General features: G+C 63.8%; 10 protein-coding genes and 1 pseudogene. 8 read left to right on the top strand and 3 right to left on the bottom strand.

The window, feature by feature from the left end; all coding sequences use genetic code 11:
* Positions 1-237: 237 nt before the first annotated feature.
* From JG739_RS21830 to JG739_RS21850, 5 genes are all read left to right on the top strand, one after another.
* The gene (locus JG739_RS21830) at positions 238-1,371 is read left to right on the top strand and encodes an efflux RND transporter periplasmic adaptor subunit (protein WP_202363332.1); all 1,134 of its coding nucleotides are present in this window, start codon (positions 238-240) and stop codon (positions 1,369-1,371) included.
* Complete coding sequence (locus tag JG739_RS21835) at positions 1,368-2,942, top strand: FAD-dependent monooxygenase (protein WP_202363333.1); 1,575 nt, start codon at positions 1,368-1,370, stop codon at positions 2,940-2,942. The genes JG739_RS21830 and JG739_RS21835 overlap by 4 nt, the downstream gene beginning before the upstream one ends.
* Positions 2,943-3,057: 115 nt before the next feature.
* Entirely contained in the window at positions 3,058-6,153 is a 3,096-nt protein-coding gene (locus JG739_RS21840; RefSeq protein ID WP_274609396.1) for an efflux RND transporter permease subunit, read from the top strand.
* 205 nt (positions 6,154-6,358) lie between these two features.
* Entirely contained in the window at positions 6,359-6,646 is a 288-nt protein-coding gene (locus tag JG739_RS21845; RefSeq protein ID WP_202363334.1) for a hypothetical protein, read from the top strand.
* 31 nt (positions 6,647-6,677) lie between these two features.
* Positions 6,678-7,007 carry a hypothetical protein gene (locus JG739_RS21850; RefSeq protein ID WP_202363335.1) on the top strand — a complete coding sequence of 110 codons (330 nt, stop codon included), beginning with the start codon at positions 6,678-6,680 and terminating at the stop codon, positions 7,005-7,007.
* Here JG739_RS21850 and JG739_RS21855 read toward each other — a convergent pair.
* A complete protein-coding gene (locus tag JG739_RS21855) occupies positions 7,004-8,521 on the bottom strand; it encodes a winged helix-turn-helix domain-containing tetratricopeptide repeat protein (protein ID WP_202363336.1) in 1,518 nt (505 codons plus the stop codon). The genes JG739_RS21850 and JG739_RS21855 overlap by 4 nt on opposite strands.
* Before the next feature lie 200 nt (positions 8,522-8,721).
* Between JG739_RS21855 and JG739_RS21860 the strand changes: the two are divergent.
* Positions 8,722-9,473 (top strand): annotated as a pseudogene (locus tag JG739_RS21860) (AraC family transcriptional regulator).
* A gap of 54 nt (positions 9,474-9,527) precedes the next feature.
* Here the strand turns inward: JG739_RS21860 and JG739_RS21865 are convergent.
* Positions 9,528-10,691 (bottom strand): IS4 family transposase, encoded by a 1,164-nt coding sequence (locus tag JG739_RS21865; RefSeq protein ID WP_202363337.1) that lies wholly within the window; start codon positions 10,689-10,691, stop codon positions 9,528-9,530.
* A 507-nt stretch (positions 10,692-11,198) separates the two neighbouring features.
* A complete protein-coding gene (locus tag JG739_RS21870) occupies positions 11,199-12,134 on the bottom strand; it encodes a bifunctional helix-turn-helix transcriptional regulator/GNAT family N-acetyltransferase (protein WP_202363338.1) in 936 nt (311 codons plus the stop codon).
* A 419-nt stretch (positions 12,135-12,553) separates the two neighbouring features.
* Between JG739_RS21870 and groES the strand changes: the two genes are divergently transcribed.
* Complete coding sequence (gene groES / locus JG739_RS21875) at positions 12,554-12,850, top strand: co-chaperone GroES (protein ID WP_006203049.1); 297 nt, start codon at positions 12,554-12,556, stop codon at positions 12,848-12,850.
* A gap of 62 nt (positions 12,851-12,912) precedes the next feature.
* The gene (gene groL, locus JG739_RS21880; protein WP_202363339.1) at positions 12,913-14,568 is read left to right on the top strand and encodes a chaperonin GroEL; all 1,656 of its coding nucleotides are present in this window, start codon (positions 12,913-12,915) and stop codon (positions 14,566-14,568) included.
* Positions 14,569-14,733: the final 165 nt, after the last annotated feature.

Genomic DNA, 14,733 nt, shown 5'->3' on the forward strand with positions numbered 1-14,733 from the left:
CCAATTCAACGACCTTTCAATGGACCAGCGTGGAAGAGGTCGGTCGCCAAAACATCGGAAAATTTTCAGAATCCGATCGGGATTTCAGCGTCCAAAAAGCCGAATGAAAGCGTGCTGGTGAACGGGCCAATTGACCCCATGTTTTCGCGCCAGGGCGCCCGGCCCGTCTCCAGTCAAGGATCATTGCCGGCTGTCGCGCCCGTTCCGGCGCCGGCCGCAACATGGATAGGAGACAACATGACTGCCGCATTCCACAGCAGGTTGAAACATGGCCTCGTCGGCGTATCGATCGCGGCGCTCGGCTGCGCCGCTGCCGTCACCTGGTACGCCGCCAAGGGCGAGGCCGCGACTGCAAAGCCGGATGTGCCGGAAGCGAAGCTGGTCAAGGCCGTGACGGTGAAGCCGGAACCGCAGGCAGACAGTCGCATCGCCATCGGCGAAATCCGCCCACAGCGCGAAAGCGACCTCGGGTTCCGGCTCTCCGGCAAGCTCGTGCAGCGCACGGCAGCAGTAGGCCAGATGGTCAGGAAAGGCGAAGTGCTCGCCCGGATCGAGGACCAGGATTATCGCAACCGCTTGCGTAGCGCCGAGGCCGATGTCGCGGCGGCGCAGGCCGTGCTGGTCGAGGCGAGTGCCGCAGAGGTCCGCCTCGGAGCACTGCTTGCCAAAGGCTTCACGACGCGCGCCAGCTATGATGCGACGTTGAAGAACCTCCGCTCGGCGCAAGCCAAGCTGGACTCGGCAAAGATTGGCTTGGAGATGGCCAGGGATCAGCTCGCCTATACCGAACTGCACGCGGATTTCGACGGCGTGGTGACGGCGACTGGCGCTGAGGAAGGCCAGCTCGTCAATGTCGGGCAGATGGTCGTGCGCATCGCCGATCCGCAAGCCCGCGACGCCGTCTTCTCGATCGCCGAGGCAGCTTTCTCGAATGGCCGCAGGGCCGGGCATCCGCCGGAGATCATTGTCTCGCTGCTCAGCAACCCGGCGATCTCGACATCCGGCGTCATCCGCGAGGTGTCGCCGGTGGCCGATGCCGCTACCCGCACCTTCCAGGTGAAGGTTTCGCTGCGCAACGCCCCGGATGAAATGCGCTTTGGCAGCAGCGTCGCGGGCCGTGTCAACGAATCCAGCGCGCCTGTCGTGATGCTGCCGGGAAGTGCGCTGTTCGACAAGGACGGCAAGCCGGCCGTCTGGATTGTGAGCGCTTCGTCGGCGGTCGAGCTGAAGCCAGTCGTCATTGCCCGTTACGAGACCGAGCGGGTCGTCGTCAGCAGCGGCCTGGCCGAAGGCGACGTCGTCGTAACCGCCGGCATCAACCGGCTGCGCGAACACGAAAAGGTTCGCATTGCTGCAGGAGAAGCCAGATGAGCCCGTCACAAACGAAAGTGCTGATTGCCGGCGCCGGACCAACCGGGCTGACGCTTGCCCTCTGGCTCACCCGTCTCGGCGTGCCGGTCCGCATCTTCGACAAGGCCGCAGGTCCGGGCGAGACATCGCGCGCGCTCGCCGTCCAGGCCCGCACGCTCGAGTTCCACCGCCAGATCGGCATCGTCGAGGACGTGCTTGCCGCCGGCGTGCGGCTGGAGCAACTCACCGTGCGCACGCCGGCCGGCATCGCCGCAAGGCTGCCGCTCTCCGACTTCGGCCGCGGCATCAGCCCGTACTCCTTCGCATTCGCGCTGCCGCAAGACATTCACGAGCGCATCCTGATCACGCATCTCGAGCGCGCCGGGGTTCGGGTCGAGCGCAACACCGAACTGGTCGCCTTCGAGGACAGGACCAGTTCGGTTGTCGCCACATTGCGCAGTGGCGGTGTGACCGAGACAGTCTGTACCGCCTATCTCGTCGGTTGCGACGGCGCTCGCAGCACCGTGCGGCATGGGCTAAATATCGGCTTCCCGGGTGGTACTTACGAACAGGCCTTCTACGTCGCCGACGTGACGGGCAGCGGCGCGGTCACCCGCAACGGCATGGACACCACGGTCAGCGCTTACGGTTTCGCGATCGCCATGCCGGTCAGGCAATCCGGTTCACTGCGTCTGATCGGCATCGTGCCGAAGGCGCATGAAGCCGATGAGACGATCACCTTCGAGGCAATCCGCGCCGATGTCGAGCGCGACACCGGCATCAAGGTCAACGAAGTCAACTGGTTCTCGACCTACCGCGTCCACCACCGCGTTGCCGAACGCTTCCGCGTCGGCCGCGTGTTCCTCTGCGGCGATGCCGGCCACATCCACAGCCCGGCCGGCGGCCAGGGCATGAACACCGGCATGGGCGATGCGGTCAACCTGGGCTGGAAGCTCGCTGCCGTGGTTCAAGGCCGTGCCGATCAACGCCTGCTAGACAGCTACGAGCCGGAGCGCATCGCCTTTGCCCGGAAGTTGATCGAGAGCACCGACACGGCGTTCCGCTTCATCACCAGCCGCTCGCGCCTGGTCGGCCTGTTTCGCCGCTATCTGATGCCAAAGATCCTGAACGTCCTGTTGCACACGTCGTTCGGCTCGCGCGCCTTCTTCGGCCTGATCTCGCAGGCCGCGATCCAGTACCGTTCCGGGCCGATCAGTTCAGGAACGGCCGGGAAAATCAGCGGCGGCGACCGCCTGCCCTATGTCCTCACCGCCAGCGGCAACAATTTCGAGCCGCTGCGCTCGCTGGACTGGCAGGTGCATGTCTATGGCGCGGCGAATGCCGAGTTCCGGGCGATGCTGGCTCCGACCGGCATCCCGATCCACAGCTTCGCCTGGTCCGACATGGCCAAAGCTACGGGCCTGCATCGCGACGGTGCCTATCTGGTGCGGCCCGACGGCCATGTCGCGCTGGCCTCGCCGGTGCAGGAGGCAGCAGCGTTCCAGCGCTATCTAGCAGCGCTCTCGCTCCGGCCGAGGCTGGCCGAGCGCGCGCCCTACCGGGTTGCAGGCACCATGCACAGCCTGGCCTGACAGTTGCTGCGCCCGCCGACCCGCGGGCGCAGCACCGACCGACCTTCAACAGCACAACGTAGCCGGCGTCGGCCGGCCGCGCGCCAGACTGCGCGCGACATCAAGGAGTTGCATCATGACCAGATTCAACCTTTCCGAATGGGCGCTGCGCCACAAGAGCTTCGTCATCTACCTGATGATCGCGGCCGCGCTCGCCGGCATGTTCGCCTATACGGGCCTCGGCCGCGAAGAGGACCCGCCCTTCACCATCAAGACCATGGTGGTCAAGACTTTATGGCCGGGCGCCACGACCAGCGACACGGTCGAACAGATCACCGACCGCATCGAGAAAAAGCTCGAGGAGCTTCCCAACCTCGACTACGTCAAGAGCTACACCAAGCCCGGCGAATCCGTGGTCTTCGTCAACCTGAAGGACACGGTGACGGCCGATCAGGTGCAGCCGCTCTGGTACCAGGTGCGCAAGAAGCTCGACGATATCAAATCGACGATGCCTTCAGGCGTCCAAGGCCCCTTCTACAATGACGAGTTCGGCGACACCTATTCGCTTATCTACGCGCTCACCTCCGACGGCATCAGCCATCGTGAGCTGAAGGACCTGGCCAGCAGCCTGCGCGCCGGGCTGCTGACGGTGCCCGACGTCGCCAAGGTCGAGTTGATCGGCCAGCAGGACGAGAAGATCTATCTCGAATTCTCGACGCAGAAGGTCGCCGCACTCGGGCTCGACGTCGGCACGCTGTCGCAGGCGCTGCAGGCGCAGAACGCGCTGACCCCGAGCGGCACGGTCGATGCCGGCCCCGAACGCATCGCCATCCGGGTCTCCGGCAGCTTCACCTCCGAGGAGAGCCTGAAGGCGATCAACTTCTATGCCAACGGCCACTATTTCAGGCTGGGTGATATTGCCGAGGTCAGGCGCGCCTATTCCGACCCGCCACAGCCGATGTTCCGCTTCAACGGCAAGCCGGCTCTCGGCATCGCCATCTCGATGACATCAGGCGGCGACGCGCTTGCGCTCGGCGAGAACGTCAAGGAAAAAATGCACGAGATGGCGGCCGAGCTGCCGCTCGGCGTCGAGCTCGGCCTGGTCGCCGACCAGTCGCATGTGGTCGAAGAATCCGTCGGCGAGTTCACCAAGAGCCTTGGCGAAGCCATCGCCATCGTGCTCGCCGTCAGCTTCCTGGCGCTCGGCTGGCGTCCAGGCATCGTGGTGGCCGTCGCCATCCCACTGGTGCTGGCGATCACCTTCGTCACGATGGAGTATTTCGGCATCTCGCTGCAGCGCATCTCGCTCGGCGCGCTGATCATCGCTCTCGGCCTTCTGGTCGACGACGCCATGATCGCGGTCGAGATGATGATTTCCAAAATGGAGGAAGGCTACGACCGGATCTCGGCCGCCACCTATGCCTACACCTCGACCGCTTTCCCGATGCTCACCGGCACGCTGGTGACGATTGCCGGCTTCGTGCCGGTCGGCTTCGCCAAGAGTGGCGCCGGCGAATACTGCTTCTCGCTGTTCGCGGTCGTTGGCATAGCGCTGATCGTTTCCTGGGTCGTCGCGGTGCTGTTCACGCCACTGACCGGCGTCGTCCTGCTGCCCGAGCGCATCAAGGGTCATGGCAGCTACAAGCCGTCGCGCCTGGCGCGCGGCTTCCGCGTGCTGCTCGAAACGGCAATGCGGGCGAAGTGGCTGGTACTGTCGGCGACCGCCGGGCTGTTCGCGCTCTCGGTCGTGGCCATGGGCTTTGTCGGTCAGGAGTTCTTCCCGAAATCCGACCGGCCCGAAATCATGGTCGATCTCACCTTGCCGCAGACGGCGTCGATCAAGGCGACCGACGAGGTCGTGGGCCGCGTCGAGAAGCTGCTCGCCGCCGATCCCGACATCGAGCACTGGAGCTTCTATGTCGGCCAGGGCGCGGTCCGCTTCTACCTGCCGCTCGACGCGCAGCTCGCCAACGACTTCTTCGCCCAGGCGGTGGTCGTGACCAAGGGCCACGCCGTGCGCCAGGCCGTGATCGATCGGCTGGAAAAGTCGCTGTCCAGCGGCTTCGACAACGTCATGACCCGTGTCACGCCGCTCGAACTCGGACCGCCAGTCGGCTGGCCGTTGAAGTTCCGCGTCAGCGGACCGGATCCGGACAAGACGCGCAGCCTGGCACAGCAGTTCGCACAGGTCCTGGGCAGCAATGGTGCCGTGCGCAATATCAACTACGACTGGAACGAGCCTGCCAAGGTCATCAAGGTCGAGGTCGACCAGGACAGGGCGCGCGCGCTGGGCATCTCCTCACAGCAGCTTGCCGACACGATTAATTCGATCCTGTCGGGGTCGAAAATCACGCAGATGCGCGACGATACCTACCTGGTCGACATCGTAGCCCGTGCCGTGCAATCGGAACGCGCCGACATCGACACGCTGCGCACGCTGACGGTCAGCGCTTCGGGCGGACGCCGCGTGCCGCTCGACCAGGTCGCCTCGTTCTCCTATCAGACCGAGGCACCGCTGATCTGGCGCCGAGGCCGCCTGCCGACAGTGACCGTGCAGGCCGACGTCGTGCCGGGCGCCGATCCGGCCTCCGTGGTGCGCAAGCTCGACAGCGCGATCGCTGCCTTCAAGGCGGAACTGCCGGCCCGCTACAGCGTCGAACAGGGCGGCGTCATGGAGGACAGCGCCAAAGCGCAAGCGAGCATCTTCGTCGTCTTCCCGCTGATGCTGTTCATCATGATAACCGTGCTGATGATCCAGCTGATGAGCTTCCAGCGCCTGGTGCTGGTGCTGCTCACCGCTCCGCTGGCGCTGATCGGCGTTGCTGCCGCGCTGCTGATGTCGGGAGCACCGATGGGCTTCGTCGCCATTCTCGGCGTCATGTCGCTGATCGGCATGGTGATCCGCAACTCGGTCATCCTGATCGCGCAGATCGACCAGCACATCGCCTCGGGCGAAGAGCCGTGGTCGGCGGTGATCAGCGCCACCGCGCATCGGCTGCGGCCGATCCTGCTGACGGCAGCCGCGGCCATCCTCGGCATGATCCCGATCGCACCGACGGTGTTCTGGGGCCCGATGGCCTATGCGGTGATGGGCGGCCTGATGGTGGCGACCGCGCTGACGTTGATCTTTCTGCCGACCCTCTACGTCGCCTGGTTCGGCATCAAGGCACCGGCGGAGTCGGCGGCTGAGCCCATCGAGTCCGTCGCCGAACCGCAGCCGCTGGCCGCTTAAAGGCGACCCTTCCCAACAAACGCCACGGCGGCGGAACCGCCGTGGCAGCCGCTCGCAAGATTTAAACTGAAAGGACCGAACATGACCACCCGTTTTCGGAAACCTTCTCATCCGCGTCAACGCCAGCTTCCTGATTCTCGCATCGGCAGGCGGCCTGATAACCGACATTGCCGGCTCCTTCTTCGGGCGCAGCGCCGAGGCAGCCTTGCTCGCCAATGCACCCGGGACCGGCATCGGCTTCATCGAGGCGCACGGGCTTGCCCTGATCATCGGGCTGACCATGTGGCGCAGCGCCTATTCCCTGAACTGGCACGCTGTCCTGGCGGCCGTCCATGCACTGCTCGGAACCGCAAACCTCTTGTTCTGGCAGTTCTTCATCGCCGCCGACGTGCTCATCGTCGGCGACGCGACGACCGCGGCACATTGGCTGTTCGTGGTTGCCCACCTCGCGGTTCTGGCGGGCACTGCCCGGCCAGTCGCGTCATCGCACTGACCTTCGATCAACATCAGGAGAAACGAAAAAAATGCCTCTGAAATCCGCGAAGAAATTCCGCTCGGCCGCTGCATTGCTCGCGGCCGGCCTCGCCGCCGTCGAGATCATCGGCATCGCCGCGCCGGCGCTGTCGCTGGTCAGCCAGGCCGAGGCCCGAGTCGGCCAGCCCTGGACGCCCCGGAGTGCCGCAGGCGTCGCACGGCGCACCACATGGCGCGTGCTCCGGCACACTACAGCATGGGTTCCCGCGCTGCCCGCGGGCTGCGTGCGCACCAAGGTCAACGGCTTCGCCGTCTGGCGTTGCGGCGGCACCTACTATCGAGCCTATCAAGGCCGCTATATCGTCGTTGTCGTCGATTAACCGACCCCGGGCGCAGCCTGCCGCCCAAGCGCAAGCATGACGCCTTCGGCGAGATGCTCCGCGTCGGCCTGATTCTCGAACGGGACGCCGCGCAGCGCATAGTCGACCGGCGAAAACGGATCGCCCTCGTCGATGAGGGCGATCTGCCGCCTCGCCCGTTCCATCTCGCCCATCTGGGCGTAGCAGGCGGCGATTCGCGTGCGGATCCACGGCGCCGGGCGTGTGGCAAGCTCCAACGCCTCCGCCGCTGGCCGGTATTCGCCCATCATGTAGAGCGCCAATGCGCGGTCGAACTGGTACCAGTGTGGGTGCAAGGGGTCGATGCGTATGCCACGCGCCAGCCAGGTCAGCGCCTCGAGCGGTCTACCGCGCATTGTAAGCAGCATACCCATCTGCTCGATGCTGTCGGCGTCATAAGGGTTGAGCTGCAGGGCGATGCGCATGTGGTGTTCCGCTGCCTCGTGGTCGCGCATATAAAGTCGTACCAGTGACTGCACGCGGTGGCCGGTCGCCTGATCCGGCGATAAGGACAGGCCCTTGTCTGCAAGGTCGCGGGCGTTTTCCAGCACAGCGTCACTAGCGCGTCCGAATTCTCCATCCAATGCGCGAGCCAAAGCGAGATATGTGTAGGCCAGGCCATAGGTCGGGTCCTTGGCGATGGCCGCCTCGAACAACGCCTCCGCACCCCGCTGATCGGTCTGGGCGGGATCGCGCAGGAGCGCGAAGCCGCGCAGCGCCAGCTCATAGGCGGCGAGGCTGGTGATAGGCTTGCGCGAAGCCTGCTCCAGACCGGCATTGGTGACCCGCGTGACCAGCCGGCTGACGATCTGCTCGACGATCTCCCGCTCGATCGCGAACAGGCCCGTGCCGCGCGACTGGTAGCGGTCGCCCCAGAGCTGGCTGGCGCTCGCGGTATCGACCAGATTTACAGCCGCCACCACCTGTTCGCCCTGACGCCGCACCGAGCCTTCGACGAGGAAGTCCGCGCCGATGCGCGAACGGATCTGCGGCCACTCGGTGCGCGCAAAAGAGGCGAAGGAAAAGCTCGAATTGCGTGCCAGGACGGTGACGGTTCCGAAGCGCGCCAGCCCGTTGATGATATCCTCGGCGAAGCCGTCTACAATCGCCTCGTCCGCCGGATCGCCGCTTTCATTGCGGAAACGCAGCACCGCCACGATCGGCTGCCCGCCGATCTCCGGCGATTGCTCGGCTTCGGCCGCCAGCATGTAGCCGCGTTTGGAGACGGTGCGAACCATATCCTCGCCGATTGCCTTGCGGATTTCGCGGATCGATTGCGTCAGCGAATCTTCGGTAACGAAAATGCCGGGCCAAGCGACTTCCATCAGCTCTGACTTGGGCACGATGCGGCCCATGTTGCGGGCGAGATGTGTCAACAGGGTATAGGCTTTGGGACGAAGGAATAGCGGCTCATCGGGGCCGCGCAGTGTCCCCCTGGCCAGATCCAGCGTGAATCCGCCAAATCGAAAGGTCTGATCGGCAGTCGCGATCGCCACTGGGATACCCTCCCTGACAAGCTCATTGACATACCGTATGCGCGTCCCGTCAAGAGGCGTGTGGGGCGAGCAGGAATTTGCGCGGAGCGCAATTTCGATCAAACTGGCGATGCCACGAGACGGCACCATCCTCGTGCCAAATGCGAGGCCGTGCCAATGAGGGCATGTCGGATACCAGGACTGCCAATGCGAGGAGTGATATGAACCCGACCGAGAAAGCGCTGTGGTTCGTCGAAAGCCGTCTGCCGGAAGCCATCTCGCTCGACGATGTCGCCAACAACAGCGGCGTGTCGCGCTTTCACGTGACGCGAGCTTTCGGTGCGGCGACCGGCCGTTCGGTGATGGGCTACCTGCGTTCTCGCCGGCTGACCGAGGCGGCGCGCAGGCTCGCCGCCGGCGCACCGGACATCCTCTCGGTCGCGCTCGACGCCGGCTATGCCTCGCATGAGGCTTTCACCCGCGCCTTCCGCGACCAGTTCGGCACCACGCCAGAACTGGTGCGCGCGCAAGGCTCACTCAAGAACCTCGATCTCGTGGAGCCGATCCTGATGGACCAGTCCTTCCTCACCAATCTCGAGCCGCCGCGTTTCGAAACGAGCCGGCCGTTCCTCATCGCCGGTCTCGGCGAACGCTATAGCTGTGAAACCAGCGCCGGCATCCCGATGCAATGGCAAAGGTTCGGCCCCTATATCGGCAACATTCCAGGCGAGGTCGGCGACGTCGCCTATGGCGTCTGCGTCAACGGCGACGATGCAGGCAATTTCGACTATATCGCCGGCGTCGAGGTGTCCGATTTTTCGGACCTGCCGAAGGAGTTTTCGCGCGTACGCGTGCCGGCGCAGAAATACGCCGTGTTCGCCCATCGTGACCACATCTCGACCATCCGCCGCACGAATTCGATCCGCGCAGCGGCAATGGCGGGTTGGAAATCTGGATACCGGTCAAAGGGTGAGGCACCGCCTTATCTTGCCTTCTCCCCCTTGTGGGCAGGGCTGTCCGGGGAAAGTTATTCATAAATGAAGGCCATCTGATTGGGAGAGGCTCGGTCCCTTGGTCGGCTTGGATTGACCGGTGGCGGCTTATCGATGGTGTGCAGTTTCCGCCGCCCGAACAAGTATTGAGCGACCAGTTCTGTGAACCTCAAGATAGGAATAGTGACGCGGCGGGTGCGCGCGACAATGCGCAGCAGCGCAAAGGCGATCATTGCTGCAAAGAGTTGCAGGCGACTTGCATTGCCGTTGTTGCCGAGGAACTTGCGGATCTTGAGGTGCTGCTTGATCCATCGGAACAGAAGCTCGATGTGCCAGCGGCCTTTGTAGAGCCGTCCAATCTCGACGGCGGAGCGCTCCAGATCGTTGGTCAAAAGCGTGATGGTGTCGCCCGTTTCGCGCTGAACGCGCAGGCGACGCAGCCGCATCGGCAGCTTGCAAGCAGCCTTGCTGACCAGGCTTACCTCACTGTCTTCCACAACCAGGAAGCCGTCGCCCTGCGGCTCGGCTACAGGGCGATCACGCAGCAGCGCCAGCCTCATGTTGGATTTGGGCCGCGTCACGAAGATCGATCCGGCTTCGGCGATCGCCGTCCACCAGCCATAATGGCAGTAGCCCTTGTCGAACACGTAGGTCGCTCCAGCTTCGATCGTGATCTGGCGACCGACCTGGGCGTCGTTGACGTTGGCGTCGGTGATGTCGAGGATGCGCGGACAGTCGGTCTTCGGGTCATAGACGACATGCACCTTCATGCCGCGGATGCGCCCGTTCGACTTGGCCCAATCGCACAGTTTGCCGAGCGGAATGGGGGTCGAGTCGATCAGCCGCAGCATTGCTTCGCCCTCGCGCCGCATTTGCCTGTCGAGCAGGTTCGCCACCAGACCGAACGCCTCGGCAAAGATGGCGACCGGACGCCGTCTGTTGGCATCCGACAAGGTCGAACGCATCAACGGACCGCTGCCCAGGTGATAATGATGCTGGCTGTTGGCGTTCCAGCCGGCTTCCAGGCCACGCAAGCTGCTGCTGCCGCAGAACTGGGCATAGATCAGCGCCACCAGATGATCCCAGCTTCTGAACGATTTGTCGTACGCATCCCCGTCGTGGCGATCCACAATTGCTTGGAATTGACGCCGATCGATGGGTTCAAGAAGCTGCCCGAAGATGCTAGGTGCAAAGCGCATGCCCCGTTCCTTTTCTGAGTCTCGACAACCAGAGAAAAGACGGACAAACCCCGTTTTACGGGGCATGCACATGTGGCATTTCGATTCACTCAAAACTTTCCCCGGACAGCCCTGCCTTGTGGGAGAAGATGGCCGAGCGAAGCTCGGGATGAGGGGGGCTCGAGCTTGGCACCGACAGCACTCCGTCCAACACCCCTCTTCCGTCTCGGCGCTGCGCGCCGATCCACCTTCTCCCACAAGGGGAGAAGGCAAGACCGCGCTGTTACCGCCACGGTTGTCCAGCACCATCGTCACGCAAATCGCCGACCTTTGAGATTGGCTCCCCCTTCTCCCCTTTGTGGGAGAAGGTGGCCGCGAAGCGGCCGGATGAGGGGTGTTCCAACTTGGCAAAAACCGCACTCCGTCCAGCACCCCTTCCGTCTCTACGCTGCGCGCCGATCCGCCGCCCCGGGGCCAGTCACGGCCTCGCCCGCCCTTCGGGCCCCACAAGGGGAGTAGGAAAGAGCGTTACAACTCCAGGTACCAATTCTGGCCGACCAGATCCTTGCCGAAGGCGTGGTGGCCTTCCTGGTCGGCCAGCTTGAAGCCGGCCGCCTCGTAGATGCGGCGCGCTGAGGTGAGCACGTCGTTGGTCCACAGCGTCAACGTCTTGTAGCCCTTGGCACGGGCAAAGCCGATGCATTCCTCGACCAGCCGCCTGCCGATGCCGAGACCGCGCGCCGACGGTTCGACATAGAGCAGGCGCAGCTTCGCCACCGCGTCCGACTGGCGCACGACGAAGACCGAACCGACGACTTCCCCTTCCCGCTCGGCGATCCAGCTGCGTTCGCATTTCGGATCGCAGGATTTGACGAAAGCGCCGAGGATTTCGGCGACCAGTGCCTCATAAGTTTCGTCCCAGCCATATTCCTGCGCATAAAGCAGGCCCTGGCGATGGATGATCCAGCCGATGTCGCCGACCTGCAAGGGCCGCAGCATGTAGGGGACCTTGGGCTCTGCACTCTCGCCCAGCAGGCGCTGCACAGTCTGCATCGCCTTGACCAGCCTGTCCTGTTCCGGTGCGGAAAGCCGGTCGAGCAGGGTCGCGACCTGATCGTGCGAACCCTGGTTCAGCGGCGCGAACGCCGCCCTTCCCGCCGGCGTCAGCGTAATCGACGAGCGCCGAGCATCGGCTTGCGTCGCCGCGCGCTCGACCAGACCGCGCTCCTCGAACTTTTTCAGCAACCGGCTGAGATAGCCGGGGTCGAGACCGAGATCGCGCGCAAGATCGGTGGCGGTCAGGCCGTCGCGATGCGCCAGTTCATAGAGCACCCGAGCCTCGGTCAGCGAGAAGGGGCTTTTCAGCAGCCCCTCGTCGAGCAGCCCGATCTGGCGGGTGTAGAAGCGGTTGAAACCCCGCACAGCATCGATCCGCTCCCTGCCGGGTTGATGATGAATCGTCATGGCATCCTCCACCAGCGCAAGATCAACCATTTACTTGACTTAGTCAAGTATCCGAAGCAGGGCATTGCCCAGTCCGAGAATGACGCCGACTTGTTGCTTCGCGACGCTTGCCATGCTGATAGACGAGGCGGGGCGACTGGTTCGACGAAGTGCGCGTCCTGCCGGGCGGCTCCCATCCGCTGGCGAAACGATGCGCGCCGGTGGTGCTTACTCTGCCGAGGCGCCAGTACTTCATCGCTGGCCATCGATCGGCTCACTCAGCGCCTTGACTCTCGTCAGCCGCCGGCTTATCTCACCGCCACGTTAGCACTCGCCATTGGTGAGTGCTAAACGTAGGTCCGGCGCCGCCGGGCTTGTAGGTTTGTCCGGCGCCGCCGGACGGAGGAACTGTTCTCACCATTCTCACCGAGGAATAAAAAATGGCAAAGTCGAAGTTCCGCCCGCTTCATGACCGCGTGGTCGTACGCCGGGTTGAATCCGAATCCAAGACTGCCGGCGGGATCATCATCCCCGACACGGCGAAGGAAAAGCCGCAGGAAGGCGAGATCATCGCCGTTGGTTCCGGCGCCCGCGACGAAGCCGGCAAGCTCGTCCCGCTCGACGTCAAGGCAGGCGATCGCATCCTGTTCGGCAAGTGGTCGGGCACCGAAGTCAAGCTCAATGGCGAAGACCTTCTGATCATGAAGGAATCCGACATCATGGGCATCATCGGCTGAATATCGGCCTCACCCTCATTTAAATCTTCGGGCTCAATTCAAGCCCCTGCCAGGAGCTAAAAATGGCTGCCAAAGACGTAAAATTTTCTCGCGATGCCCGTGAGCGCATGCTGCGCGGCGTCAACATCCTCGCCGACGCAGTGAAAGTCACGCTCGGCCCCAAGGGCCGCAACGTCGTCATCGACAAGTCGTTCGGCGCACCGCGTATCACCAAGGACGGCGTCACCGTCGCCAAGGAAATCGAGCTTGAGGACAAGTTCGAGAACATGGGCGCACAGATGGTCCGCGAAGTTGCTTCGAAGACCAACGACATCGCCGGCGACGGCACCACGACCGCGACCGTTCTGGCGCAGTCGATTGTCCAGGAAGGCCACAAGGCGGTTGCCGCCGGCATGAACCCGATGGACCTGAAGCGCGGCATCGACCTCGCGGTTGGCGACGTCGTCGCGACGCTGATCAAGAACGCCAAGAAGATCAAGACCTCGGAAGAGGTTGCCCAGGTCGGCACTATCGCCGGCAATGGCGATGCTTCGGTCGGCTCGATGATCGCCGAAGCGATGCAGAAGGTCGGCAATGAGGGCGTCATCACGGTCGAGGAAGCCAAGACCGCCGAGACCGAACTCGAAGTCGTCGAAGGCATGCAGTTCGACCGCGGCTATCTCTCGCCCTACTTCGTCACCAATGCCGACAAGATGGTTGCGGATCTGGAAGACGCCTACATCCTTCTCCACGAGAAGAAGCTCTCCAACCTGCAGGCCATGCTGCCGATCCTCGAGGCTGTCGTGCAGACCTCGAAGCCGCTGGTCATCATCTCGGAAGACGTCGAAGGCGAGGCCCTGGCCACGCTGGTCGTCAACAAGCTGCGCGGCGGCCTGAAGATCGCCGCCGTCAAGGCGCCGGGCTTCGGTGATCGCCGCAAGGCCATGCTGGAAGACATCGCCATCCTCACCGGTGGCCAGGTCATCTCCGAAGACCTCGGCATCAAGCTCGAGAATGTCGGCCTCAACATGCTCGGCCGCGCCAAGAAGGTGTCGATCTCCAAGGAGAACACCACCATCGTCGACGGCGCCGGCAAGAAGGCCGAGATCCAGGGCCGCGTCGCCCAGATCAAGCAGCAGATCGAGGAGACCACCTCGGACTACGACAAGGAGAAGCTGCAGGAACGTCTCGCCAAGCTGGCGGGCGGCGTTGCCGTCATCCGCGTCGGCGGTGCGACCGAGATCGAAGTCAAGGAAAAGAAGGACCGCGTCGATGACGCCCTCAACGCGACCCGCGCGGCCGTCGAAGAAGGCATCGTTCCCGGCGGCGGCGTCGCACTCCTGCGTGCTTCGCTGACCATCAAGGCTGTCGGCGCCAATTCCGACCAGACCGCTGGCATCGCCATCGTGCGTCGCGCGCTGCAGGCTCCGGCTCGCCAGATCGCCGCCAACGCCGGTGCGGAAGCATCGATCGTTGCCGGCAAGATCCTCGAGAACAAGGGCCCGACCTTCGGCTTCAACGCCCAGACCGGCGAATATGGCGACATGATCGCCATGGGCATCGTCGATCCGGTCAAGGTCGTGCGCACGGCTCTCCAGGACGCGGCCTCGGTCGCCGGCCTGCTGGTCACCACCGAAGCCATGATCGCTGAGGCGCCGAAGAAGGAGTCGGCTGGCGGCGGCATGCCAGGCGGCATGGGCGGCGGCGGCATGGGCGGCATGGGCGGCATGGATTTCTAATCCAGCCCATCAGCTTTCAGCTACGGAAAGGGCGGCCGAGAGGTCGCCCTTTTTGTTTGTCATGCACCACAATCGCCGTGCCAGCTGTGAATCGGCGGGCGAGACTCCTGTACCGTTGTACGCTTTGGTAATAGTTACGGCATGATGGGGTGGACGGCGCCCGAC

The sequence above is a fragment of the Mesorhizobium sp. L-2-11 genome (assembly GCF_016756595.1).
In the GTDB taxonomy this organism is placed as follows: Bacteria; Pseudomonadota; Alphaproteobacteria; order Rhizobiales; family Rhizobiaceae; genus Mesorhizobium.

Coding starts and splice junctions, on each gene's coding strand:
- groL (WP_202363339.1), top strand. CDS start 12,913: ATGGCTGCCAAAGACGTAAAATTTTCTCGCGATGCCCGTGAGCGCATG.
- JG739_RS21830 (WP_202363332.1), top strand. CDS start 238: ATGACTGCCGCATTCCACAGCAGGTTGAAACATGGCCTCGTCGGCGTA.
- JG739_RS21835 (WP_202363333.1), top strand. CDS start 1,368: ATGAGCCCGTCACAAACGAAAGTGCTGATTGCCGGCGCCGGACCAACC.
- JG739_RS21850 (WP_202363335.1), top strand. CDS start 6,678: ATGCCTCTGAAATCCGCGAAGAAATTCCGCTCGGCCGCTGCATTGCTC.
- JG739_RS21870 (WP_202363338.1), bottom strand. CDS start 12,134: ATGACGATTCATCATCAACCCGGCAGGGAGCGGATCGATGCTGTGCGG.
- JG739_RS21865 (WP_202363337.1), bottom strand. CDS start 10,691: ATGCGCTTTGCACCTAGCATCTTCGGGCAGCTTCTTGAACCCATCGAT.
- JG739_RS21840 (WP_274609396.1), top strand. CDS start 3,058: ATGACCAGATTCAACCTTTCCGAATGGGCGCTGCGCCACAAGAGCTTC.
- groES (WP_006203049.1), top strand. CDS start 12,554: ATGGCAAAGTCGAAGTTCCGCCCGCTTCATGACCGCGTGGTCGTACGC.